Here is a 25747-nt window from a genome sequence, read left to right as displayed (position 1 = left end):
GAAAATTTCTTTCCCATACAGTTGAGCCTGATCAGCTTTTAGATTCAAAACAAACCACTTGATGTTTTGAGTTTGTTCGTATTCCGTAAAACCAATTTATTATTGGAACATTGACTTTCTTGATATGTAAGCTCTAATAGTAAAATGTGAACAATCTAGACCATGAATGTCTTTCAAGCTTTGCTATCACTTGTTTACAAAATCCTTTAGCCGTACGTTTATAATAAAATGCCAAAAGCAAGCAAAGAGCTTATAGTGAGACTACCATTATGTAGGGGATTTTCTTCATCCCCTACTTAATGGTAACGAAACTTATCACGCTTAAAACACTACGCCCCTTTGGCTTCTTCTGAATTGAACATCCTTTCCTTTTTCGGAATTTCATGGACATTTTATCCCTACCTATCTTCTATGCTTCTTTAAAAATCTTAGATAGGGTTCTTACTGCCCTATCTATTATCTATTGGTTTTGATTAGTAAGTAGGAACTATATTTGATTGATGGTACTAGATTTGTTTGTAAATACAAAATCTGTCTGAAAAATAAATGGTAGAGTTAGTATTTTAGAATGTATAATTAGAAGATTGCTTTACTTTGAAAGGTAAAACTATCTCAGCTTAATTATATTTTTGACTACACTTTTACACACATACTAACGTATCTTAAGAATTATTAAAGGCCTTTTATCAGCAAAAAATTCTATTTACTAGACTGAAAATTTACTCTTTGTATGAATATAGATATCATCAATATCTAATTTTTCTACTAATCTAAAACCTTCCTTGGTTAGATAATCTTCGACATCTTCATCCTGATAATTATTTTCCACTAAAATACATTCAATTTTTACCTTTTTAAAATCAATTGACTGAAGAACTGCTAATTCTGACCCTTCAGTGTCAATACTCAATAAATCAATATGTGTGATATTATGATTTTCTAAAATAGATTGTAAAGTAAATGTTTTAACCTTAATAAGTTTTGAATTTCCACCAGTTCTCTTTAATAATTTTTCAATTCTTTCTATATGTCTATCATCATATTCATTCACTATTCCACTATGCATTTCAAATTCCAAATCCCCTGTTAACATCCTAAAATCCTGATATCCTTCTTCAGTAAATATTGCACCCTCTACACAAATGCACTTCCTGTTTTTTTTCAATAATTTAAACACATTAGGCAATGGCTCTATACAAATCCCATTCCAGTTTTTGTGTTTTTCAAAAAAATAGCTATTACTAAAACCTATACCATCATGTGCGCCAATATCAACAAAGAAACCATTTTCAATGTTCTGAAATATCTTTTCATTCACATATTTATCCTGACCATACTGGCTATAATATTGCATAGGATCCCCCTATCTTAATAGTTTAAATCTGTATTCTCAAATTTAAAGATTTCATTACGTATTAATATATGAAATTTTAATAGTTTTGATTCAGCATTAACAATGATTTATTATAACTAAATAACTTATTATTAATAAATAGAAGATAAAAGATAGAAAGTATATTTGAAATCTAAAAATCTATATTAAATTTCCTAAAATACCAATCATCATCATATTTTCGTTTTTGAAAATAGATTTCTCTTTGCTTAATCACATCGTCTTGCAGTACCTGTAATTCAATAATCTTTGCTTTTCTTTGTGAAAACAATGTCTTACATTTTTGTATACGTACATCGTTAAAATGTAAATAAGCCATTCTTAATAAATTGTAATAAACATCATTATTCCGAACGATATAAGGATGTTTTTTTCTAAATAAATGCAAAATCGTTACTTCAGGAAGTACATGGCAGCGGTATCCAAAAAGCCATAGCTTGATGGATAATTCAACATCTTCATGACCCCACGTTTTGAAACCAGCCTCAAAACCACCAACATTATCAAATACTGTTCTCGTGATGGCCAAGCAACCTCCAGGCAACACAGCTGTTTCAAATAAGGAATGTTGTTTACTATTCCATCTTGTTTCAAGCTTTGGAGATAAAGTTTGACCGTAACCAATCGAGTCTGGATGATCCATATCTGCTATACCTGGTGATATAGCATCAGATTTCTCGGAAATCAAAGTTTCTATTATGCGGTCGATCCACCAATTTTCAAACTGCAAATGTGTATCACAAAAAATAAGATATTCTCCCGATGCTTTTTCCGCTCCTAAGTTTCTTGCGTTAGCAGCTCCAATACCTTTTGTTGGAATCAACTTTACACGATCATTATTTTGATATGTTTTGAGGAAACTGCAACATCCGTCCGTTGACCCATCGTCAACGACAATTACTTCAAATTCATGTTTTGTTTGTGTTGAAAATAATGAATCAAGTGTTAATCTAACGTTTTCACCTTCGTTCTTCGTTGGAAAAATAATTGAAATTAATGGATATGGTTTCATTCAAATTTTTCTCCCCTTTATAAAAGACCTCTTTCAACAATGTATGATTCCAATTAATCATTGTGAAGAAAATTTTTAGTTGTATTTAAAGCTTGGAATTCAACTGAAAAATTCAAGAAATATTAGTGACATACTGAGGTTAAGTACTGCAAAATTTCTAATTTAATTAAAAATATGCAAAAGTCTATCCACACGAGTCCATTCCAATTTGTACTACAAGACATATACAATAGTATGTCAAAAAGAAACGAGTCATTGACACAATAACGAGTTTGGACTTTAGTTTCTTTTGATGATCAAAAATTTTTTAAGGAGTGGTATAAATGAAAAAAAATACTGGCTGTGGTTGTAACGATTCTCATTCTCACGGGTGCCCACCAGCTCCAGCTTGTGACAAAGTTCATTCAAAGACAGGTGATTGTACTGTTGAACCTTTTCCAGCGTTAGCTGAGGAAGAAAGAACAGTTGTTCTCTCAGATATATCTTTGCAGGCTCTTGTCGAAGCGGATATTAAATTACCTGATTTTGCAAGGGAAATCAAACATATCCGTAAAAATGTTTCATTAACACAATGTAAAGCTATTCCTTCTTTCCGATTCCCATCTACACAGGTAAAGTTATTTGTTGAAGGTATCGTTCACAAAAATATTCAATATGTTGAGGACTGCAGTGGAGTTATTAAAGATTATAGCGTAGATGTTCCATTTCGCTGTTTTCACTTTGTAGACCTTGAAAATCCTCTATTCTTCCCGTTTGGCGAGTTTAGTCAAAAAGGTTCAGTTGATGAAAGAAGAGAACTCAGTAAGGATGGCCATGGAGCAGACCGTTGTACATTTGGTACTTTAACTTGGGAAGTATTTACTGAACCAATCGGTTGTAAATTACTCTTCGCTGCTGTAAATGAGTTGGATATTCTTGAGAATTTCGATAATTGGGGTCGATTTAACAAAATCACAGAAAAAATGGAAGTATTCCTTATTCTAAAATTATCCCAAAAACAACAAAGAGACGCAGTTCCTCCAACTTTACCACCACCTGCAAATGGAGTAGCTACAGCTCAAAGTTCAAATGTTTACGACAGTATTAGAAATATTATTAATCGTTAATAAATTAATTAATGAAAGGGTGTCTCATTAAAAGAGGCACCCCTTGTAAATATGCTTGTGCTTTAAATCTGCTCCTGATGAATTTAGATCAATATACTGCGGCTGCAGTATATCAATAGCAAGATTGGCTCTTCCTTGAATAAAGACCTTTGGCGTCTCTTCAAAAGAAACTAATTCATCATGCCATATCAAGTTGATGCTTCTCAAATCATGCTGAATTTGATCAGCAAAGTCCTCGCAAAATTCATAATGTGAGCTTTCTGCCCCTGTATGTTGTGATAAAAACATATATTCACTTTGACTTCTGCTTGGTAAGACTGGTGAATAAAGCCACTTAGTCTTAGCAATTTTCTCCCACGGTATTGGAATCTTAACGATCTGAAGTGCCTTTGATTGCTTCTTATTTACATATTGAATTTCTGCAATTAGTATGCCTTTCAAGAAAACGGTAGTTGAAGGAAAAAGCACATGGCAATCAAATGAATCAAGGGACCAATCGATTTTAGTTATATTTGCAATTGACAAAGGCAATTCGAAAGAATCAAATAAATTGATATCAGTGTTCACTTGAGCAAGTAGAACAGGAAGCTTTACAATAGGAAGTTGTGATATTTTTGGTGAACACTTTAATTCATGTTTAGGTTTGCAATATTCTTCTTTACTTTTCTCTTCTATAATTACCTCATTATCTAATCCATTATCACTAGGAGCTTCCTTATCCTCATTTATAGCTGGGTCATCCTCTACAGATGAATCTTCTAACATTAAACAAAATTTATCTAATAAATAATCAAATCTGTTTAAAGGTAAGGAGGCACTACTAAGAAACTCATCTTTTGCAGTATAATCTTTATTCAGCAAAAGAGAAACTTCTTTATCTGTTAAGGAACATTTTTCGAATGCAGATGATATTTCCTTTTTCTTAGCTCCGTCTCCTTTATACTGTAATAGATATTCCTCTTTGATTGATCCAAAATTTTTTCGTCGAGAATCTTCTTCTTCTAGTGATTGAAATTCCCCTTCTGACTCGTACTTTTTAGTAGATATTTCTTCAAAATCAACTGAAAAATCATCTTCATGATACGATAATTGTTCACTGTCAGATGAAGATTCCTCCTGTAAGGAAAAGGATTCTTCAAGCATTAAAGTAAATTGTTTCTCCTTTTCAGCGATCCTTTCCTTACGTTGGACTAATAATTCATTTAACTCTTCTTTATCTGATGTTTTTGGTTCATTAAAATCATCCACATACTCATGTTCTAAATTTTTCTTTTTCTTTTTCGTTGATTTTATTTGTTGAGCTCCCACACTTGGCCGAGGTAAAATTAAAGGATTTGAGGAGTTTTTATTGCTTGATGATCCTTTTGTTTCCTTGCTTTTTTTGTTACTCATACTCTGTTTATTTTTACTTCCATTTTGGCGTTCTTCGACATATTTTTTTGAATCTACATCTCTTTTTCTGCGAGTTGTGTAAGTTCCATTATATGCATTGCGAAAATTATCCATTTTTCCTGAAAGGTGCTACAACGCATCCTCTCCAATCACCTCCTTACTCCTCAATTTTCGGAGAAGCAAACAAATGTAAAACCAAGATTAATCACATTCGCAGTCATCATCATAGTCATGATAGCAATCATCATTAGTAGTAGAAGAAACGCGTATTTGTTGATTTTGAAGTACCTTTAATGTAATATCAACAACCATCTTTTCTTCTATCTTAGTAAAGTACCCTTCTCCGATAGGTGCATTTGGAAGATGAACTCGATCTATTGCTTCATCCCATTCAATAATTTTGCTGTTAATTAGTTCACAGAATGGGATTTCATTATAAAATTGGCTGCTTTCTTGATGAAACTGAGAAAGATCACTTGTTAATAATTCATCTTTTTCCGGGAATCCCGATGGTAATGATTTTGAAACAAAGAAATCAAATTCCTGCCGTTTGTTTACCTCTGGCATTACTGGGCAAGCTAAAAAGTCTTTGATTTCTGTTACACAATGGAAAGGAATATCAACCGTATAGGAATGTATATCAGATGCTATCGACTTAGAAGTATTTTGTTCAATATCTTTGCTTGGACTTGCATATTGTATATTTTTTCGAACAAAACCTTTTACAAATAATTTGTTTGTTGGCAAAAGCAATCTGCACTGAGTTAATTTCACTTGTTTTTTAATATCTTTAATCTCTAATACCGGCTCTGGAAAATCAATAAATGCATCTACATTCACTTGTAAAGTTAGCTCTGCTAAAACAACAGGTACCTTTGCAATAATTTTTCCAATACTAACATGTGGTTTGTGAGGATGATTTTCACAATCACATTGTTTTGTTGAAACCTTGCAGTCATGTGTTTTTTTATTTATTTCAGACATTTGATATCCTCCTAAAATTTCAAGATAGTGCATCGTATGCGTGATAAATAACTATGATTGGGCTCTTGCCTATAATTTTCTTTCTGAACAAGTACAAATGCCTATAAACAAAAGAAATCTGGTAAAAAAAAATTTTTTAACACTTTCGCAACTGCTTCCGAAAAAATTGAAAAAATATTTTTTATGAATTGATTCATTTACACTATCCATTTATATAAAAAATAATATGTATATTAAGAGAGGGTCTCTCCTTAGAAAAACAAAATAAGGTAATCCTATTCTTCCCAATAGGATTACCCGGTGCTTGCCTTTCTGAAAAATCCTGCCACTCGCCAAAGTAAGTAGGATTCCGTATTTTCCAACTTATAAAGCTGTAATCCTTACTTGCTGTTTTTGCAAGATTTTAATTGTAAAGCGTAAGAACATTTTTTCTACTATTTCATGGAATGTTCCTTCTTCGAACGGAGCATTGCCAGGAAGTGGTTTACGATCTATTGCTTCATCCCATTCAGTTATACTGCTTGATAATAACTCGCAGAATGGAAGTTCATTATAAAACTGAGTGCTTTCCTGATGGAACTGGGAAAGATCGCTCGAAAGAAGATGATCTTTTTCAGGGAAACCGTGCCCTAGCTTTTGTTCTCTAAAGAAATCAAATTCTGTTCGAGTACCTACTTGCGGCAATTGAACTGGATTATCATCTGGTTGATTAAATTCAACAGTAGTCACACATTCAAACGGAACATCAACTGTAAGAGACTTGATTTCGGAAGACACACACGATCCTGAAGAATTCGGGCAAGGTGTCGCGTATTGGATATTTTTACGAACAAATCCTTTTAAAAATAATTGAAAAGGCCCGGTAGAGAATGTAGGATCTGTAGTTGGAGCTGGTGGAGTCAAAAGACGACACTGAACAATTTTCAACCTCTTTTTAATATCTTTGATTTCAAGTACAGGATCTGGAAAATGAATATTTGCAACAAGACTAGATCTAATTTCTCTTTCCGCAAGGGTAACAGGAACTTTTATTATTGTTGTTCCAGCTGGTGCAGTAGCCGGTGGAACAGCAACATTATCACAATGGCTTATAGAAGCGGATTGATTAACATCTACACAATTTTTATCTTTATCCATTTATTTTTTTCCTCCTATAGATTAGGTTTAATTTAACCAAACCTCCAATTGTTTTAGGTTCATGTTATCCTATGTGAACCTATAGATAAATGCAGTAGTACAAATGTGGAATTTTTGAAATGGAAAAAGCCCATATAAAATTTATGGGTACTTGCACCATGTAACGCCCAACCTGCATAGGATTCAATAGGAAGGAGTGAGAACATGGAAAGATTAAACTTTCTTGCTGTTGATCTAGGAAACAGTTGGTATAAGGCTTTGACTTCTGATCAAGGAATGGTATGTGAATATCAAATTCCAAATGCAATTTCATCATTTGATGAGGAATTTTATGAAAAGCCTTATGATGATGATGATGTTGTCTTTGAAGAAAACCTTATTGTTGAAGTAAAAAGTCAGGCAATTGTAGATAAAAGAGAAATCTATTATATTGGAAAGGCAGCTGCTAAGCAGAGAGATGTAAGTTTAACTGCTTTTAATAATCAAAAAGCAGATGAAGATCGTACTTATATTTTGCTCTTTGGCCTTGCTGCTTATCATGCAGTGCTCTTACAGCCTGAAGAGTCTGAACTGTCTTATACAATTGACCAATTAGCTGTTTCATTACCTACTACACAATACAAAGAAAAGAAGGAAGGCTTTAAAAAACGATTAATTGGTACTCACACTGTAATCTTCCATAAGGTTCCAGGTATTGAAGAGCCAAAAGAGTTAGTAATCAAACTTCATGTAAAAGATGTGATTGTAGGTGCAGAAGGAGCTTGTGCTTATCTGGGCTTGACACGTGATCAAGCAACACTGGGAATAAAGGATGAATCTCTGATTAATGATTCACGTAAAGGCATCATTATTGGAGATCTTGGGGGAGATTCCGTTGACTTTGTAGGTATTAAGAACAATAAACCTGTTGCATCTATAGAAGGAGAACAGTTCGGGATCAATCAATTTTTAGATAATATTATCCAAAAGGTTAGCAAAAATGAACTTTACAAATTTGATTCAAGAGCAGAGCTTGAGGAAAAATTAACAGCTGGCCAATCCGAGTGGTATGTTGAACCTTTTGCAGGAGTACGAAAAGACATTAGCAAATACATTATTCCTCAATTAAAATCAATGGCCATAAAATATCTTGAACATTTCGATCGAGTCAGAAGCAGTTCAAGTGAAATTAAAGGCGCTACAAGATATATAGCGGTTGGAGGAGCGGCAAAATTAGCGAAAAGGCAAATTCAAGAAGCGGCAGTAAAGTGGTCTGAAAGAGGGCGGCCGATCGATTTACTGTTCCCAGAAGATATGGAGAAGCTTAATGTTCTAGGGTTGATGATACTCGCAAAGATGAACCAAATTAGGAAAGAAGATTTTGTTTCCACTAAGGTTAAAGGGTGATTTGGATGTCAGAAACATACACCGATTACCTAAACAAAACAATTTTAACACTTCCAGAAAAATTCATCGATGTTAAAACAGGTCAATCATATCCAGTATCCCCCAAAATCCTGGAACAAGTTGAATACCATACAAATAACAATACACTGATTCATCTAGTATTATCAGCCCTTTATAGTTACCTTCATCATAAACCGCTGAATGGGGGTAACGAAAAAATATTATATGAGCTATTAGAAATCAAAAAGATGATGCAAATGGGATATGTTCCAAATCATAAAATTCAATTTCCAATTACTAATCATGATAAAGCACCATTAAATTTGGAATTAAATGACATAGAGGATGTTCTTGAGTCTTTTGGAGGCTAGAATTTCTATGGATCATCACTCAACGCTCTCGGTTCTTCTTAATGTACTTGCAAAACTAATTAAATTCAATAAGAATGACAATGGTTGTCCAATTTATAACATCTTTTATATAATAGCAATTTTTTTAGAAAGCCTAGCTATATAGCTGGGCTTTAAAGATTTTTTATTTCTATACATGTACTGCTGGCAAGCATGTAACAGCGCAAAAGCAGGAAAGGTCGACATTAATGCAAATGCCAGTAGCAACTAAATCATCAACATCTTCATGATTTATTTGGCTGCATGGTGAACATGGTTCTTTATAATCGCATTTCTTGTCAGAATTAAAGGTCAATAGTTCAAGAACCGCACAATTATCTTCCAGATCCTTTATTCTAAAAATGAATGAGGTGATACAAACAAACTTTTTCTTTTTACAATGTTTTTCAACTGTTGTTACCCCAGAAGCTTTAAAAGGTGAACAATCACCACAGTAAAGAATAAAAGGAATTGTATTTTTCTTTGATTTTCTTGATTCTCCTATTAGATCTTTAATTGAATCATGACAAGATGTACTGCATTCCTGATCTTTCTTTACTTTCCATTGTGCTTTTAATATTGCCTCTAAAATTTCCTCTACACAGCCATCATGACAATTATTGACTTTCTTATGCTCTTTGGAATTACATTTAGAACACATAATCGTATTTTCACTCCTTCACAAATGAATATTCAAGAACAGTATACGATTGGATGTGATCTTTCGAGTGAGAATCCCGCCTATCCAATGAAAAAAAACTTTAGCAATTTGTGGATATAAAAAACTGTCTAACCAAACATAAGATCAATTTTTGCCTGCGTTCCCTTCAGCATGAACACATATAAACTCGAAAATAACAGGAAATGGACGGAAACGATCCTCTTTTAATTGATGATATTGTTCATTTAGAAACTCTTACCTAGGATTCATAGATAATCTTAATAATGGTTGTCCATCGTTTCCGTTAACTTTCCTTGTTTTCTTTTAATCTACTGTATACATTAGCAAGAATATTACGCCAAAAAACCTTTTCATATATCGTGAGAAATAGCCTTTTAGGGTTGCATTACATAAAAGTTTTTCCTGAGCTCCCGAGCTTTAATTTCGTCAAAGAATTTTAACTTAAATACAGTGTTTTATTCCTATTAATTACATTTGCAGCATTTACATTTATTATTTTCTTCTAATAAAACAAAATCTTTGAAAAGTACCAATGCTTCAATTGAGTCTAGTTCTTGATTATTAACAGCCGTAGCATTAAATACAACTTTTCTATTATAATTACTGTTCAGAATAGTTACACGTACTTCGTATGATTCTACCAATGCAATATTTGCATAGAAGTGCTGTGTCTTGCCCGATGGAATTTCAAATTCTTCAGCAGGAAGCACCGTAACGGCTACTGGAGAAGTAGAAGTTCCTGGAGGTGAGGCAGAATTATCTGGATCCCCCCAATTAAATACTTCTACTTTAACAAAAGCAGAATGATTACCAAAGTTTGTTAAAGATACATATAAGTCTTCCGCAATGTTGCCTTCAGTCGTTTGCGTGCTATCATTCGCGATCACTCCAGAAGTATAGACTTTTTGATACATACTATCCCCTCCTTTTTGAAGGATTTCATTTAGTGCATTTTGTAGCACTAAACTACTATTAAATTATTCTGGAATTCTATCATATGACTGGGGAAATATAATAGTTTCTTAAAATGTGTACTAGTTTAAGAAATTAAGACTACCTAGTTTTATGAATTGATTATTTTGTTCTTTAAAAAAATCTGGTTAAGTAAGTCTGAACTACTCCTATATATTCTATCTATCTGCCGCATAAGTAAGAACTCTGGATACATGAAAGCATTGACTATTTTGTCCACATTAGTGGATTTTCTCTCTTTTTGTTTTAAAAACCATTGCGTTTATCTATTCATATCTCTACCATCTTCATACTATATAATGAGCAATACTCAAAAAATCATTTTAAGGGAGTGAATTAAATGTCATCTTTAAAAAAGCACTTTTATGATCAATTAGTAGATTGTGACCATCATTACGAAAAGAAATGTTGTTGTAAATGGGAACACAAATGGGAAAAAAAATGCTGCTGTGAATGGGAACTCAAATGGGAAAAAAAATGCTGCTGTGAATGGGAACTCAAACGGGAGAAAAAATCCTGTTGTAAAAAGCACCATGAAGAGGAGAAGAAATCCTGTTGTAAGAAGCATCATGAAGAAGAGAAGAAATGCTGCTGTAAGAAGCACCATGAAGAGAAGAAATGCTGTTGTAAGAAACACTATGAAGAGGAGAAGAAATGCTGTTGTAAGAAACACTATGAAGAGGAGAAGAAATGCTGCTGTAAGAAACACTATGAAGAGGAGGAGAAATGCTGCTGTAAGAAGGAACATGAATGGAAAAAGAAATGTCCATGCGGACACGACCATAAGTAGTAAAAAAATAGTAACGATTATATCCAAATAGTCAAAGAAAAAATTCATCTCCAAATATTTGTTATCCTTTCCAATCCTCCAAAAAAGAAAAAGCCCACAAACAAAACATTGGACAATTGCCCACACAATCTGGGAATACAATCATATTCTGTTAAGGACTAAAGTCAAATATTAGGATTAAGGAGATGAAACTAATGGGTTGTAAAGGAAAAGACCGGGAAAACCATTGCGTATGTGATGCAGTTGAACAAATTTTAGCTGAACAAGAAGCTGTTGAAGAAATTGCTTGTCCGACAAGCTGCTTCAGTAATTTATTAAGTCCAGCAGCAAATCCAGGTAGAGACACAATACCATTCATTTTATTCGATAAAAAAGGTGACCTTTTTAAAGCATTTGGAAATGTCGGTGAGTTGAATAATGGATCTTGCTTCAAAACCGTTTTCTTCCGTGTTGAAGCTGTAAAAGATTGCTGTGCAACATTATCATTATTACGCCCAGTTAATGGCTCCGGTCAAACGGAATGCTGCATTGATCCTTGTGATCTAGTTGCATTAGAAAAATCAGAATTTTGTATTGAAGTAGACCTAGACTGTTTCTGTGCCATTCAATGTTTGTCACCTGATTTAGTTGGCCGCGCTATTTCCCCTTGTTAATAAATGAGTGACTGCTGGTTATCAGCAGTCTTTTTACATATTGATACTTGCATAATTTAACTAAAAAAATTATTAAAATCATAATTTGCCTTAATTTAGATGGGACTAACCACTGCATTTAAGAAAAGTCTGAGGACTCATTGAGGTTGTGATAAAAAAATGAGTCCTTTAAGACTTCCAATCACTAAGTCTCATTATAAACCTATTACATTGATTGCAAGAATGTTTTCAAGCTGAATATCGAGCGGTTTTGGATGATTTAAAGTACGTATCGTTACAATCCCTTCTTCTTCGGACATAATGATACCTCGATAGGAACCATCAGTGGTTTCAATAAGACATAATGATTTCGGCATATTTTTTGGCAGGGTCGTAAAAAACTCAATTTTTTCTTGTATACTCATCTGTGAAATTCGTTTTCTTACTTTTCTTTTTGGTTCCATTTTTTCATCTTTGTTATCTTCTTGAATCTCATTATCTGCAGTTTCAATTACCGATTCAACTGGTTTATTCATTTGAAGCTCGTCATTTGTTTCTGTCTCTTCTAATTCTGAGGGTACAAAAGGTAAGCTTTCCTGCTTAGTCCCCGCCTTTTTTATGACTAACTCCTGCATTTGTGGAGTAATTTCCTTATACTCCGGTTGGACAATATACATAAGCGGCCTTATTTTCTGATTCCTGCTCATCGGATTACCTCCTCAAAAGAGTCTGCTTTCTAGCAGTGTATGCTCATTTCTAGGTTATGTGCCTATTTCTTATCATTGATAAGAGCATTCTAACTAAAAATAGAAATTTTACATTATATTTACTCTGTCTTAATAATTAATTGATATTGTCGAATTACGTAGATTTTAGTAACCCACATAGACAGTGCAACAAGGACGTGCTTGTTTTATTAAAGGAGAAAAGACATGAACAATGATCAAACCGCCCTTTCTGATAAAGGAGCTTCTTTGAAGGAACAATTTATGACAATTCTTGAAAAGAAGCAACTCACCATTCATTTTCAACCGATTGTTCATTTTCACAGCCAGCAAACATATGGGTTTGAGGCTTTATCAAGAGGACCGCATGAAAGTCCTTTTTATAGCCCTTCCCTTCTATTTCCTTATGCCGAGAGAGAAGGATTATTATATGCTTTGGAAAAAATCGCAAGGGAGCGTGCATTTGCAGAAAGTAAAGGGATTTTAAACGATAAAAAACTGTTTATTAATTTAAATTCCCAAGTAATGTATGATCACCAGTTTAATCCCGGCCATACCATTTCATTGTTAAACCATTATGGGATTAGTCCTGATCATGTAGTTTTTGAAATTACCGAAAGAAATGCGATTCATGACTTTGCCGCTTTTAGAAATGTTCTAAATCATTATCGTGAACAAGGCTTTCAAATTGCGATTGATGACGCAGGTGCGGGCTATTCCTCTTTGCAATCAATATCTGAATTAATGCCCGATTATATAAAGGTTGATCGCTCATTAATAAGCGGCGTCGACCATAATGAAGTAAAATTCCATATTCTCGAGGCATTCGTCATGTTTGCGAAGAAAATGAAATGTGAAATTATCGCTGAAGGAATTGAAACAGAAGCTGAACTTCAACGGGTGATTGATTTAGGAATCACCTATGGACAGGGCTTCTTTATCGCAAAGCCGAATAACCCAATACCAACTATTACAGAATCGGCTCAGAAATGCTTAGCTACATTTGAGCAAAGGAAAGGCAGGTCAGTGACCATAGATGTAGCCGATGAAATAATTATTGTTCAAAATGGGACTGTGCTCAAACGTCAACATGCACGTGAATTACTGGGAAAAATTGTTTAGATATAGTAAGAAAAGCGCAAGCGCCTTGATCAGCCCCGACAAGCATAAGACGCTCATGAATAGAAGGCGTTCTTTGCCTTCAATTCATGAATGGCTAGACCCTAGAGGGGCTAGGCGCTGGAGCTAGACAGTAAAACTAAGTACAAAATTTTATACTTTCTTACCTTTTAAAAAAGGACTGACCCCATTTTATTTTAGATTGGGGGCAGACCTTTTTTTCATTATGCGATAATGTGATATCCTGAATCAACATGCAGGTTTTCGCCAGTCATGCCTCTTGAAAGATCACTGAATAAGAATAGGGCTGTATCGCCTACTTCTTCTGGCGTTGTTGTTCGGCGAAGCGGTGAACGCTCTTCAATTTCTTTTAGAATAGAGTTGAAATCACTGATTCCTTTAGCAGAAAGTGTACGAATTGGACCAGCGGAAATCGAATTCACGCGAATGCCATCCTTGCCAAGGTCACTTGCTAAATATCTGACACTTGCTTCCAAGGAAGCCTTAGCAACGCCCATTACGTTGTAGTTTGGCAGTACACGCTCTCCGCCAAGATATGTTAACGTCACGATGCTGCCGCCTTCTGTCATAATTCCTCTTGCTTCCTTCGCAACAGCAGTTAAAGAATATGAACTAATATTGTGAGCTAATAAAAAGCCATCACGTGTTGTGTTCATATATTCTCCTTGCAGCTCTTCTTTGTGGGCAAAAGCGATACAGTGGGCAACACCATGAATTACGCCAACTTCTTCCTTAATTGCAGTAAAGCATGTTTTGATTTCCTCATCATTTGTTACATCACAAGGTAAAACAATCGAATCATTGCGCTCTAAGGACTCAGCCAGGTCACGAACTGACTTCTCCAACCGTTCTCCAGCATATGTAAAAATAAGTCTAGCACCAGCATTATGTAAAGAGCGAGCAATCCCCCATGCGATGCTGCGTTTGTTTGCTACTCCCATCACGACAATATTTCGTCCATTAAGTGATAAGCTCATGTGCATCCTCCTAATATTAATACATGTTATTAGTACCTGGTTATAATTATATCATTAAAATCCAAATAGTGCTATCGATTTCCTTCTTGAAGCATGTTCTCTCATCTCTTACATTTTCCCATATAGATTCTACTTATAAGCACCTTCTTTTAAAATGTGTCGTTGACTATGGAAAATTGTCCACTCTATAAATGACTTTTTGAATACAGTACTAATAGGGAAAGCAAGGGAGGTGAGGCATCATGTCAAATTGGGGAAAAGATAATGAAGCTGAAGCAAGAGCTAAAGCTAAAGCAGACGCAGAAAACAAAACAAAAGTAGATAATGAATTGGATAACGAAAATGATATTGAACTAAAAGATAAAAACGTTAATAATGCAAAAGTCTTTAATAGTGGTAATGCGAAAGTAGATATTCATATTGTGGTAGATAGTGACTCCCGTGCAAGAGTAAAAGCAGAAGCAGATTCCGACCAGGAACAGGATCAGGAACAAGAACAAGACTAATAAATGATATTCAAAGAGGCTGTCTCAAAACCAAAGGGTCAGACCCTTTCGAGCCAGTCTCTTTAAACTAGTAGATAGGAGGTAAAACAATGGATGAAAATAAAGTAGAAAATTTAGTAGAACAGAAATTTAAAAATTTAAAACATAATGATAACAAGTCTAGTATTGATGCTAGTGGCAATTCCAATGTAGATATTTCAATTGATATTGATACAAAAGCGATCGCATATGCTATTCTATGCTCATTATATGCGACAGATAAATTAAATGAAAGCCAATTTCAAAAAGCACTAGAAAAATTCGAAACGGTGATGAAGAAAGAAGACGAAAAGAAAAATGGTTATAATCAATCAAATGTCATTGAATATCAAAGACCGAAAAGAAAATGGATTTAAAGAGAGGTTTTGGCGATAAAACTAGGTTACAGAGTAGACAAAATGCCAAAACCCTCTCTGTCTACCTTTGAGAGGGCTTTTATCCTTACTATATTATTTAGCCAACATAGCGATGATAAATCTTTTTCGCCTCAGCAATGTCCTTCGTCCCATGAATTAAGGCTCGTCCGTCCTTAAATAGAACGATTCGATGACTGCCAAAGGTCATTGATAATAAAAATGGATTTTCTAAAAACGCGTCAGCAATTGGTTTAACTCTTTCGGAAATTTGCTCAAAGGAAATCTGTTTCCCTGTACCTGGACGAAGCTGTACCGTATCCCTTCCGCAAAGAACAGCTGCTTTTGTTTCTTTTTCAGCCGATAAATAGGGATATACAGGGTTTGTTCCACAAGAAGGACAAGCCTTATTTTTCAGCTTTTCCATGTTGATCGATGAATATTGATTTTTCCAAAGGTCAAAGGATACAAGCTTGCTGCGCAGGTTTTCCTCGTCTCCAACAAGCAGCTTTAACACTTCTGCTGTTTGATGGGAGGTAACCATGCTGACAATTGGTGAAATAACCCCAACTGTATCACATGTCATTCCATCAAACGGGATATGCTTTAATAAACAATGCAGACATGGCGTTTTATTTGGGATGACCGTAAACGTTAGACCATAACTGCCGACACACCCGCCATATACCCACGGGATCCCATGCTTTAATGAAGCATCATTGATTAATAATCTTGTTTCAAAGTTATCTGTTGAATCCACGATCACATCAACACCATCTAACAAGTCTTCTATATTGGCTGATGTTAAATCTTCTACAATGGCATGAACTTCTACTTCAGAATTAATTTGCTGAAGACGTGTTTTAGCAGCTATTGCTTTTGGCATTCGATTTTTTGCATCTTCCTCTGTATAAAGCTGCTGTCTTTGCAAATTGCTCCATTCCACATAATCGCGGTCTATTATCGTTAATTTCCCAATACCGGCACGTGCAATCATTTCCGCATTTGCTGTGCCTAGTGCTCCGGCACCGACAATGAACACATGCTTTTGTTTGATTTTTTCTTGCCCGTTTTCCCCGATTGGCGAAAATAAGATTTGTCTTGAATATCGCTCCATTAAGTGGTCATCATTCCTTCTGTTGGACTGCTTGCTGTTGCATATTCCTTTTTAGGAATTCTGCCGGCTTCAAAGCCAAGTCTTCCGGCCTCGATTGCAAGCTTCATGGCAACGGCCATTTTCACCGGATCCTTTGCCGCAGAAACGGCTGTATTTAATAAAACGCCATCTGCTCCCAGCTCCATGGCACGTGCTGCATCTGCCGGTGAACCGATTCCTGCATCGACAATGACAGGAACATTGGATTGTTCAATGATAAATTTAAGATTTAAAGGATTTAAAATCCCTTGACCAGATCCAATTGGTGAAGCACCAGGCATGATGGCATGAACGCCTAATTCTTCTAATCTTCTTGCTAATACAACATCATCTGATGTATATGGTAAAACAATAAACCCTTCTTCTAACAGCATTTCACTAGCTTTTAATGTTTCTACTGGATCAGGAAGCAACGACCGGTCGCAGCCAATGACTTCAACTTTTATCATATCACATAAGCCAGATGCTTTTGCAAGCTTGGCAATTCTTACTGCTTCCTCTGCCGTTTTAGCCCCTGCTGTATTTGGAAGAAGCGTATACTTAGAAAGATCTAACTGCTCTAAAAAGTTTGGCTGTGATGCTTCAAAGATATTCATACGGCGAACCGCAAACGTTAGGATTTCTGCCTCTGATTGTGCAACAGCTTCCTTTTGAATTTCAAATGACGGATATTTCCCAGTTCCCAATAATAATCTTGAGTTAAATTGTTTATCTGCAATGTTTAACATTGGCTCATCCTCCTCCTACAAAATGAACAAATTCAACTTCATCACCGTTTTGGATTGATGTCGTTTCATATTGATCTTTTAAAATAATTTCTCGATTATGCTCGACAATGACAAGACGGTCCTCCAGCTTGTAATGTGCTAGCAGTTGCTGAATCGTCGTAACATCATTTCCCAGCTCGACAATTTCTCCATTTAACTTAATGCTCATTTTCCCACCTCACGCCTGTACATAAATTCGGTTGATCGAAAATGCCCTTATATAGTCTTCATTTTGCTGCCTGTTCAAAATCAGATCCCTTATCATCATCCCTGTTTGCGGGGCTAAAAGGATACCGTTTCGATAATGTCCTGTTGCAAAATAAATCTGTTCTCCTTCAGGATGCTGACCAATATATGGTTTTCCATCATGTGATTGCGGCCTTAATCCAGCCCATGTCTCAACCAGTTGAGCTGATTTTAACTCCGGCAAGAGTGGTGCCACTTTTTCAATAAGAGACTGGATTCCTCCGATTGTCGGCTCAGTACTCCAATCATCCTCAACCATAGTTGCCCCGATAACAAATCTGCCATCACCCTTTGGAACGATATAACAATGATCATAAAAAATCGTTCGCTCTAAGCCGATTTGATTGCTTTTTACAGAAAGACATTCTCCTTTTACAGGCTTCATCCCAGCGTTAATACCCAACTGGTTAAAAAAGTGCCCGCTCCAAACGCCATTTGCGACAACAACCTTGCTGCAAGTGAAATCGGCAAGCGGGGTAGAAAGCATATATTCGTTTGCAGCACTCTTCTTGATTGTATGGACAGGAGTATTCTCTAAAATAGTTGCACCTAGCAAACTAGCAGACTTTGCAAAAGCCGCACAAACATGTTTTGGTGAAACATGGCCATCCTCTGGGATGTAAAGGGCCCCTTTAATCCCTGCAGATAACATTGGCTCATGCTCAAGCACTGTTTCTTTTTCATGCCATGCTACTGTTTCATATTGTGTTACCGCTTCTTTTAAGGAACGTGCTTCAGCATCCGTCATGGCGATCTTGTACATGCCTTTATCGACAAGCTGAATATTAATTTGCGATAATTCTGAAAGCTCATCCCTCAGGACACGATAGTGGCGCTGACTCTCCTTTGCGAACTGAAAGAAGGCATCATTATTTTCAAGCTCAGAGTTTGCACCAAGCATCCCTGCCGCAGCTCTTGTTGCCCCGGTACCGATCTTATTTCCCTCTAACACAAGGACAGATACGCCCTCTTTCGCCAGCTGATAGGCTATCGATTGACCAATGATTCCGCCGCCGATGATGCCTACATCATAATGCTTTTTCATTTGATTTCACCTCCGTTAAGCTTTTCTTAATTTCCCGCAAGGCATGACGAGGTTCACTGCTTGACATAACATAGGACATCACCGCAACCCCGCCAGCCTTTAATCCCGAAAGCTTTTGAACAGTTTCAGGGGTCATTCCGCCAATGGCGATAACCGGAATTTCGATCCTTTCACATATTTCAGCGAATTGAGGTATGCCCCGTGGTGCTAGACCAGCCTTTGAGTTAGTTGTAAACACGTGTCCAAACAACAAATAATCTGCACCAGCTTCTTCAGCCTCTATTGCTTCCTGCAGAGAATGAACCGAACGGCCAATCCTTAAGGATGGTCTTAGCTTTCTTACCTTTTCAATGGAAAAGCTATGACCAGGCAAATGGATATTAAATAAATCGTTTAATATTGCTGCATCAACGCGATCATTGATCACAATCTTTTTCTTAGGGACTCCACCGGTTATCAGAATTGAAACAATTTCCATTAGTTCTGAGGCTGTTTTCGTTCTTTCACGAATGTGAATATAATCTGCTTCTTCGTGAAAGCGTAAGATTTGTTTCGTTAATTCCTCAACCGTTTGCTTCCCATCTGTAATGACATGAATTTCCAAGTTTTTCACTTCCAATAAAAAAACCACTTTCCTATAGGTAAGAAAGTGGTTTACATACATAATTAGAATATGCCGTAATTCCACTTCCCTACGCTGGTACAAACCAGATCAGGTTATAAGGGTTTAAAAGAAACACTTTAATCTCAGCCCCTCAATTGGGGATCCCCTAGCGGTTTTCATCATTATTTACTTATCTCTATCATACCAAATGTTTCTCAACTTTCAAGAAAAAATTCATCAAATAAGCTCAAGTTCTTTCAGGTCCTGAAAAACAGTTCAGATTTTTTACTATCTATATATAATTTAACTAGATTAAATTTTTATCTAAACTCTATTATTTTTCAAAAAACTCTTTAATGCTCGATATAATTCTTTTCTGTTCCGAAAGTGTTAATACTGGGTAAATAGGGAGAGCTAAAATCCTTTTTGAAATATTCTCTGTTATAGGAAAATCGCCTTCTTTATACTTTAAATATTTGAATGCTTCTTGAAGATGAAGTGGAATTGGATAATAGATAGCTGTAGCAATATTTTTATTATTTAAAAATAGAGATAGTTCATCACGTTTATTGGTTTCTATACAGTATTGATGGAAAGTATGCTCTCTGGCTTGGAATATTGATGGGGTTTTTACGATTCTATTTAGTTTCTCGGTATATCTTTTAGCAATTTCTCTTCTTCTTTTTAAAAACTCATCCAAGTATTTTAATTTTTCAATTAAAATAGCAGCTTGAATATCATCTAATCGACTGTTATGACCAATTACTTTATGAATATATTTATGTTTACTACTACCATGATTTCTTAGTTCAATGATTTTTTCATATAAATCTCTTTCGTTGGTAACTATCATCCCAGCGTCTCCAAAAGCCCCTAAATTTTTAGATGGAAAAAATGAAAAACACCCCACATGACCGATAGATCCAACTCTTTTCCCCTTATATTCTGTACCAATTGCCTGACAAGCATCTTCTATAACTTTAAGATTATGTTTTTTAGCAATGTCCATAATTGAATCCATTTCTGCAGGATATCCAAATAAATGGACAATAATTACAGCTTTGGTTTTCGACGTTACTGCTTCCTCTATTTTTTTAGGATCAATATTATAAGTATTTTGATCAATATCTACAAATACTGGTTTTGCACCTGAGAGTGCAATAGATTCTGCAGTAGCAAAAAAAGTAAAAGGAGTTGTAATAACTTCATCTCCCTCCCCAATTTTTAGCGCTTTAAGTGCTAAAAGAAGGGCATCACTTCCATTTGCTACTCCAATCGCATAAGAGGTTTTAATATACTTAGCTATACAATTTTCAAGCTCTTTTCCCTTACTCCCTAAAATATAAGAACCACTATCAAGAACTTCTTTAACAGCCTTATAGATTGGTTCCTTTATCAATTCTAATTCCTTCTTTAAATCAAGCATGGGAATCACTTTAAAAACCTGCCTTTATCTATATTTTATCCCTTTACATCATTGAAATTTTAATTAGTTACCTATACCTTTATATTCAATCCCTAATTTTTCAATTTCATTTTTATTTAAAACATTTCGTCCATCTATGATCAGCTTACAATTTGAAAAGTTTTCAAACTTTAATTCTCTATATTCATCATGAAATGCCTGTAATATGATTATGTCAATATTTTTTACCATCTCATCCTCCAATGATAAAGGAGTAACCCCATAAGATGAGATCTCGAGGTTAGTATACAGTGGATCGTTTATAAATATATTTGCTTCTTTTTGTTTTATTAAATCAACTAATAATAATGTAGAAGATTTAAATACTTCCTTAACATTTTCTCTAAAAGAAAGACCTAAAATGAGTATATTTTGTTTTTTTATATCCCCAATTTCTTTTTCAATTAATTTAACAGCATATTTTGACATACTATCGTTAATTTTTCTGGCTGTAAAAATTAAACCGTTTGCCAATCCCCTATTAATAAAAAAGTAGGGATAAACCGGGATACAATGTCCTCCTACACCTACTCCTGGATAATGTAAATTAGAAAATGGTTGACTATTACCAGCTTTTATTACTTCTAACATACTAACTCCTTTTTGATCAGCATATACAGCTAACTCATTTGCTAAAGCAATATTTACGTCGCGATAAACAGATTCTGCAACTTTAGTAAACTCTGCTGTTTCAAGATTACTTACTTTTATTACTTTACAATTTAAAGCTTTTGCATAAAAGTTTGAAGCCAATTCTAAACTTCTTTCGTTAATTCCACCAACAATCTTTGGATATTCTTTTAGATTATTAAGAATATGATTTGAATAAACTCTTTCAGGACTATAGGCTAAATAAAAGTCATTCCCCATTTTCAATCCTGATATTTCTTCAATCTTTTTACCAAATCGATTTCTTGTATCACCAGTAGGGATGGTAGTCTCAAAAATAACAAGAGTTCCCTTCCTTATTCCTTTAGCAATCTCATATACGGCTGAATCAATAAATTGGTAATTCACATTATTGTTATCATCAATTAGTACTGGAACAATGACAACAACTACTTTAGATTTACTTACCGCATCAACTGTATTTATTGTTGCTGTCAATGTTTTAGCCTGATGGGCTTTTTCCAATAGCGTATTTAATCCTGGCTCATTTGTAATATGGGATTTCCCCATATTAACTAGGGAAACTATCTTTTTATTTATATCCGCTCCATTAACATAAAAACCATTGTTAGAAAAAACAGCTGCCAATGGCAATCCAATCTTCCCTAAACCCACTACTGCTACAGTATTATGCTCCAATCTTTAACCTCCTTGATTTACAATAAGAGTTAAACAATTACTTCCATAATTTTAGTTTATGGTTTTTATAGAATATATGTTTAGACACCTTACTTATTTTTGATTATTTCTTTTTATTGTGTGAAATTACCAAATAAAAATATTATTTTTTTCTTTTTTTCATATATTGTTAAAAGCAACATAAAAAGGGGTGTTAACCAATTATGATGAAGAAAATAAAAATTTTAGTGTTTATTAAACCATTTTGGAAAAGGCTAGCTAAACATAAAGTAAAATTTGACATGATCAAAGCATTTGAAGAATATGCCAATATTTTTTATTGGTATAATGACGGTGATATCGAACAGATCCTTAAAAACCTATTAGAAAATCATAATTTCAAACCAGATTTTATATTTTTATACGATAACTCTCTTATTGACCTTGCACCAACTATCTCAGGTTTAAACAAAATAGCTATACCTAAAGGGTACTTAATAATAGATGTCTATTGGCCGACTAAGAAACAAGTAAAAATACAATTTATAGAGGATAACAAAATTGATTTGATTTTTTCAGTAACTAAAGAAGCTTTCTTAAATGTCTTTCCACAATATAAAAGTAAATTCAGATGGTTACCATTTTCCATTAACCCGCATGTATTCAAAGATTGGCAACTAATAAAAAACATTGATTGTCTTCTTATGGGATTAATTAATTTTCCTTCAAAGAATACTTACCCATTTAGAAAGACTGTTTTAGAAGTCATGAGGAACAAAGAAGGTTTTGTTTATCATCAACATCCTGGTCATACAGTAAATTATGAAGAAAAGGCCTTTGTTAATGAAAAATATGCAAAAGAAATAAATCGGTCAAAGATTTTTTTTACCTGTGGAAGTAAATATTACTATCCAGTTTTGAAGTTTTTTGAGGTACCCGCTTGTAGAACCTTACTCTTAGCGGAACCGAATCAAGATATATTGGAACTGGGATTTGAAGATGGAGTGAATTTTGTAGCCTGTAATCAATTTAATTTTGAGGAAAAAGCAATATATTACCTTAAAAACGAAAAAGAGAGAAAGAGAATTACAGATAATGGATACCATTTAATACACACAAACCATACTAATAGAGTTCGGGCATTGCAATTTATAAATTATGTTAAAGATTATATAGAGAAATAATTTCATTAATCATCAATATAATACAGATTCCCACTCCTAGAAAAGTTATTAGTTTATATACGTCCATAAACCAACCCTTATGTTTCGGATATATTTTATTTCTAAGTTTGTAAGATACTCTAAAATAAAAAAGATGGTGTTTTTTAAGTTGAAAACACCATCTTAATATTATTTACAATTTAAAAATTTATATCTTATTATAAAGATCTATCAATTGTTTAGCTACAATATTAGCATCATAATGTTTTTCAACATATTTTCTCCCTTTAACACCAAGATTGTACCTTTCCGTCGGATTTGACAATATATGTTCCAAAACATTATAGATCGTTATCGGACTCGCATTAACAATTGGCAAATTAGAAGGATATGTTTTAATTAAATCGTCTCTAATAAAACAAATGACGGGTTTCCCCAAAGCCATTGCTTCTAGGCTAACTATACCAAAAGCTCCTATACATAATTGGTCAATAATAATATCTGCCTGACGATAAAGTTGTAACGCCCTTTCATTCTTCATTTTTTCTATAAGCTTAAATTCAAATAAATATCCAGCCGCTTTTAAGCGTTGTACTGCGTCTAACACAAACTCTGTTCCTTTCACTTTTTGGTGGGATGGCGCATGAACAACAAGAGGTTTTTTATTTGTACGCGATGGATATGAAGGAGAAATTTTTTCTAAATCAATAACTTGATTTATAATATGAACATTTTTATAAAAATCTTTAACATAATGGTAAAGTTCATGATCAGCAACTACTGCTTGATCAAATATATTTGATAATTTTTGTAATAATGCAGTAATTCTCGATTCATCTTGCCAAAACTCTTTAACCTGTACATACGGATTATTAAAACTTCTGGCTACCGATAACCTACGCACCTCTGATCCACAGTGTTGAATGACCATTTTTTTTCCTAATTTTTTAAAATATTTTAGTTCGGATTGACTTGGAAAAACAGTTAAATCTGTAAAATGAAAGTGGAATATATCATATTTATTTATTACCTGTTCATAAAAGTTCTTTAATTTTTGTTGTTTTAGTTTTTTATTTTTTATTTTTTCTAAGTACAAACAAATATCATTATGGTCTTTAAACCCAAACTCATGATCGACAAAATTACATGCTTTTGCCTCAACCCCATTTTCTCTAAGTCCCTTACATATTATAGACATCTGAGATGCATTTAATGGTAAATGAATTACTTTCATATTTCTCCCTTCGGCTAAATAAATAATTAGATTATATATTTTGTTTATCGAAAAACTAATCTATCTTTATGTGAATTGTAATTTATAATTTTTTATATATTTCGATATAATGTTCTGCTACCCTATGGATACTATGATACTGCTCGACATAAGATCTTCCGCGAATACCAAGCTCCTTCCATCTATTTGGCTGGCTAATAAGTCGTTTTAAAACAGGGGTGATCGAATCAGGATTTCCGTTTACAATTGGAAATCCTTTTGGATATTTATCAACCAAATCTTTCCGAATATAACAAATTACCGGTTTTCCAAATGCCATAGCCTCTGTACTAATGTAACCGTATGCTCCAATTCTTAATTGATCAATGACGATATCCGCCCGAGATAAGAGATGTTTTGTTTCCTGATGAGAAACTCCTTCTATTAATTGAAAATCAAAGGGAATTCCAGATTTTTTCAACTGGGTTACAGCATCTAAAATAAATTCTGTTCCCTTCAAATCACGTAGAGTCGGCGCGTGTACAACGAGTGGTGATGATTTTGCTTCAGGATAATTTGGTTGAAAATCATTAAGATCAATTGCATGAGGAACCACGTGAATTTCTTTATAATAATCCCTGATATAACCTTCTAATTCGAAATCTTGAACAAATGCATGATCGATATAGCTAGATAAAAGGGATAGATTTTTATGAATCCTTTCTTCAGTCCACTCCGGTTTTACACGAACAAAAGGGTTACGACTTTTTGCAACACTTAGAAGGCGAACTTCCGATCCATGATGATGGACGACTATTTTCTTACCAGCTCGTTTCAAAATTTCCAAATCACTTTTATCAGGTAAAAAAGTCTCTCCAAAATGGAAATGAAATATATCATATTTCTTTATTGCCTCATTTAAGTACTCCTTTAGTTTTTTTTCTCGTAAATTACTTGAAACATTATTCATATTCAAGCAAATGTCTGGTTTGAAGTTGTAGCGGTTATTATAAAAATGACAAGATGTAGCATTGATCCCTTTCAAACGTAAGGCACGGCATAAATCAATCATTGGGGACCCATAAGGAATATGCAATACATTCAAATTCATCTGTCCCTTCATTGTTTTTGTTTTATCTTTTAATTTAAAGTCCTTTTGATTCCTGAATAAGTTTTGTTAACAGAT

27 protein-coding genes and 1 riboswitch are annotated in these 25747 nt (G+C 34.3%); of the genes, 9 read left to right on the top strand and 18 right to left on the bottom strand.

Annotated features, from left to right (window positions below):
- Positions 1-706 precede the first annotated feature (706 nt).
- Positions 707-1354: an FkbM family methyltransferase gene (locus ACSVDH_RS06290; RefSeq protein WP_439248892.1), complete on the bottom strand. Its 648-nt coding sequence runs from the start codon at positions 1352-1354 to the stop codon at positions 707-709.
- A 172-nt stretch (positions 1355-1526) separates the two neighbouring features.
- A complete protein-coding gene (locus tag ACSVDH_RS06285; RefSeq protein ID WP_439248891.1) occupies positions 1527-2405 on the bottom strand; it encodes a glycosyltransferase family 2 protein in 879 nt (292 codons plus the stop codon).
- A gap of 323 nt (positions 2406-2728) precedes the next feature.
- Here ACSVDH_RS06285 and ACSVDH_RS06280 point away from each other — a divergent pair, with 323 nt between their 5' ends.
- A complete protein-coding gene (locus ACSVDH_RS06280) occupies positions 2729-3511 on the top strand; it encodes a CsxC family protein (RefSeq protein ID WP_439248890.1) in 783 nt (260 codons plus the stop codon).
- A 27-nt stretch (positions 3512-3538) separates the two neighbouring features.
- On the opposite strand, the gene ACSVDH_RS06275 is transcribed toward ACSVDH_RS06280, so the two are convergent.
- The 3 genes from ACSVDH_RS06275 to ACSVDH_RS06265 all read right to left on the bottom strand — a co-directional run bounded on the left by ACSVDH_RS06275 (position 3539) and on the right by ACSVDH_RS06265 (position 7024).
- Positions 3539-5017 (bottom strand): hypothetical protein, encoded by a 1479-nt coding sequence (locus tag ACSVDH_RS06275; RefSeq protein WP_439248889.1) that lies wholly within the window; start codon positions 5015-5017, stop codon positions 3539-3541.
- A gap of 87 nt (positions 5018-5104) precedes the next feature.
- On the bottom strand, positions 5105-5887 hold the full coding sequence (locus tag ACSVDH_RS06270; protein WP_439248888.1) for a CsxC family protein: 783 nt from the start codon (positions 5885-5887) through the stop codon (positions 5105-5107).
- A gap of 363 nt (positions 5888-6250) precedes the next feature.
- Positions 6251-7024: a CsxC family protein gene (locus ACSVDH_RS06265; protein WP_439248887.1), complete on the bottom strand. Its 774-nt coding sequence runs from the start codon at positions 7022-7024 to the stop codon at positions 6251-6253.
- Between the two features lie 204 nt (positions 7025-7228).
- Between ACSVDH_RS06265 and ACSVDH_RS06260 the strand changes: the two genes are divergently transcribed.
- Both ACSVDH_RS06260 and ACSVDH_RS06255 read left to right on the top strand, forming a co-directional pair.
- Positions 7229-8410, top strand: a complete 1182-nt coding sequence (locus ACSVDH_RS06260) for a ParM/StbA family protein (RefSeq protein ID WP_439248886.1) — start codon at positions 7229-7231, stop codon at positions 8408-8410.
- Between the two features lie 5 nt (positions 8411-8415).
- Positions 8416-8781: a hypothetical protein gene (locus ACSVDH_RS06255; protein WP_439248885.1), complete on the top strand. Its 366-nt coding sequence runs from the start codon at positions 8416-8418 to the stop codon at positions 8779-8781.
- Between the two features lie 169 nt (positions 8782-8950).
- On the opposite strand, the gene ACSVDH_RS06250 is transcribed toward ACSVDH_RS06255, so the two are convergent.
- Positions 8951-9460 carry a CotY/CotZ family spore coat protein gene (locus tag ACSVDH_RS06250; RefSeq protein WP_439248884.1) on the bottom strand — a complete coding sequence of 170 codons (510 nt, stop codon included), beginning with the start codon at positions 9458-9460 and terminating at the stop codon, positions 8951-8953.
- 485 nt (positions 9461-9945) lie between these two features.
- The gene (locus ACSVDH_RS06245; protein ID WP_439248883.1) at positions 9946-10395 is read right to left on the bottom strand and encodes a hypothetical protein; all 450 of its coding nucleotides are present in this window, start codon (positions 10393-10395) and stop codon (positions 9946-9948) included.
- 441 nt (positions 10396-10836) lie between these two features.
- Between ACSVDH_RS06245 and ACSVDH_RS06240 the strand changes: the two genes are divergently transcribed.
- Positions 10837-11274 carry a hypothetical protein gene (locus ACSVDH_RS06240; protein WP_439248882.1) on the top strand — a complete coding sequence of 146 codons (438 nt, stop codon included), beginning with the start codon at positions 10837-10839 and terminating at the stop codon, positions 11272-11274.
- Between the two features lie 163 nt (positions 11275-11437).
- On the top strand, positions 11438-11896 hold the full coding sequence (locus tag ACSVDH_RS06235) for a CotY/CotZ family spore coat protein (RefSeq protein ID WP_439248881.1): 459 nt from the start codon (positions 11438-11440) through the stop codon (positions 11894-11896).
- Positions 11897-12090: 194 nt separating this feature from the next.
- On the opposite strand, the gene ACSVDH_RS06230 is transcribed toward ACSVDH_RS06235, so the two are convergent.
- Complete coding sequence (locus ACSVDH_RS06230; protein WP_439248880.1) at positions 12091-12582, bottom strand: CotO family spore coat protein; 492 nt, start codon at positions 12580-12582, stop codon at positions 12091-12093.
- 225 nt (positions 12583-12807) lie between these two features.
- Here ACSVDH_RS06230 and ACSVDH_RS06225 point away from each other — a divergent pair, with 225 nt between their 5' ends.
- Positions 12808-13722, top strand: a complete 915-nt coding sequence (locus tag ACSVDH_RS06225; RefSeq protein ID WP_439248879.1) for an EAL domain-containing protein — start codon at positions 12808-12810, stop codon at positions 13720-13722.
- A 221-nt stretch (positions 13723-13943) separates the two neighbouring features.
- Here the strand turns inward: ACSVDH_RS06225 and fabI are convergent, their stop codons facing one another.
- Positions 13944-14717: an enoyl-ACP reductase FabI gene (fabI, locus tag ACSVDH_RS06220; protein ID WP_439248878.1), complete on the bottom strand. Its 774-nt coding sequence runs from the start codon at positions 14715-14717 to the stop codon at positions 13944-13946.
- Positions 14718-14959: 242 nt separating this feature from the next.
- On the opposite strand from fabI, the gene ACSVDH_RS06215 reads away from it, so the two are divergent.
- Together ACSVDH_RS06215 and ACSVDH_RS06210 are read left to right on the top strand one after the other, a co-directional pair.
- On the top strand, positions 14960-15223 hold the full coding sequence (locus ACSVDH_RS06215) for a hypothetical protein (RefSeq protein ID WP_299092546.1): 264 nt from the start codon (positions 14960-14962) through the stop codon (positions 15221-15223).
- Between the two features lie 89 nt (positions 15224-15312).
- Positions 15313-15618 carry a hypothetical protein gene (locus ACSVDH_RS06210; RefSeq protein ID WP_439248877.1) on the top strand — a complete coding sequence of 102 codons (306 nt, stop codon included), beginning with the start codon at positions 15313-15315 and terminating at the stop codon, positions 15616-15618.
- Positions 15619-15715: 97 nt separating this feature from the next.
- On the opposite strand, the gene ACSVDH_RS06205 is transcribed toward ACSVDH_RS06210, so the two are convergent.
- From ACSVDH_RS06205 to ACSVDH_RS06175, 7 genes are all read right to left on the bottom strand, one after another.
- Entirely contained in the window at positions 15716-16732 is a 1017-nt protein-coding gene (locus tag ACSVDH_RS06205; protein WP_439248876.1) for a thiazole biosynthesis adenylyltransferase ThiF, read from the bottom strand.
- Positions 16732-17499: a thiazole synthase gene (locus tag ACSVDH_RS06200; protein ID WP_439248875.1), complete on the bottom strand. Its 768-nt coding sequence runs from the start codon at positions 17497-17499 to the stop codon at positions 16732-16734. Before ACSVDH_RS06200 ends, ACSVDH_RS06205 begins: the two co-directional genes overlap by 1 nt.
- A 4-nt stretch (positions 17500-17503) precedes the next feature.
- On the bottom strand, positions 17504-17707 hold the full coding sequence (gene thiS / locus ACSVDH_RS06195; protein ID WP_439248874.1) for a sulfur carrier protein ThiS: 204 nt from the start codon (positions 17705-17707) through the stop codon (positions 17504-17506).
- A gap of 9 nt (positions 17708-17716) precedes the next feature.
- On the bottom strand, positions 17717-18829 hold the full coding sequence (gene thiO, locus ACSVDH_RS06190) for a glycine oxidase ThiO (RefSeq protein ID WP_439248873.1): 1113 nt from the start codon (positions 18827-18829) through the stop codon (positions 17717-17719).
- Positions 18813-19442 (bottom strand): thiazole tautomerase TenI, encoded by a 630-nt coding sequence (gene tenI, locus ACSVDH_RS06185; protein ID WP_439249148.1) that lies wholly within the window; start codon positions 19440-19442, stop codon positions 18813-18815. Before tenI ends, thiO begins: the two co-directional genes overlap by 17 nt.
- Positions 19443-19501: 59 nt before the next feature.
- A riboswitch (TPP riboswitch) is annotated at positions 19502-19611 on the bottom strand.
- 156 nt (positions 19612-19767) lie between these two features.
- Positions 19768-20859: a DegT/DnrJ/EryC1/StrS family aminotransferase gene (locus ACSVDH_RS06180; protein WP_439249147.1), complete on the bottom strand. Its 1092-nt coding sequence runs from the start codon at positions 20857-20859 to the stop codon at positions 19768-19770.
- 63 nt (positions 20860-20922) lie between these two features.
- A complete protein-coding gene (locus ACSVDH_RS06175) occupies positions 20923-22206 on the bottom strand; it encodes a nucleotide sugar dehydrogenase (protein WP_439248872.1) in 1284 nt (427 codons plus the stop codon).
- Between the two features lie 203 nt (positions 22207-22409).
- Between ACSVDH_RS06175 and ACSVDH_RS06170 the strand changes: the two genes are divergently transcribed.
- Positions 22410-23369 carry a glycosyltransferase family protein gene (locus ACSVDH_RS06170; protein ID WP_439248871.1) on the top strand — a complete coding sequence of 320 codons (960 nt, stop codon included), beginning with the start codon at positions 22410-22412 and terminating at the stop codon, positions 23367-23369.
- 187 nt (positions 23370-23556) lie between these two features.
- On the opposite strand, the gene ACSVDH_RS06165 is transcribed toward ACSVDH_RS06170, so the two are convergent.
- Both ACSVDH_RS06165 and ACSVDH_RS06160 read right to left on the bottom strand, forming a co-directional pair.
- The gene (locus ACSVDH_RS06165) at positions 23557-24582 is read right to left on the bottom strand and encodes a glycosyltransferase family 4 protein (protein ID WP_439248870.1); all 1026 of its coding nucleotides are present in this window, start codon (positions 24580-24582) and stop codon (positions 23557-23559) included.
- 82 nt (positions 24583-24664) lie between these two features.
- Complete coding sequence (locus tag ACSVDH_RS06160; protein ID WP_439248869.1) at positions 24665-25672, bottom strand: glycosyltransferase family 4 protein; 1008 nt, start codon at positions 25670-25672, stop codon at positions 24665-24667.
- Positions 25673-25747: the final 75 nt, after the last annotated feature.

This window comes from Metabacillus sp. Hm71, from assembly GCF_051842955.2.
In the GTDB taxonomy this organism is placed as follows: domain Bacteria; phylum Bacillota; class Bacilli; order Bacillales; family Bacillaceae; genus Metabacillus.
Note: the sequence above shows the minus strand (reverse complement) of the source record. Positions and strands in the feature narration are given on the sequence as shown.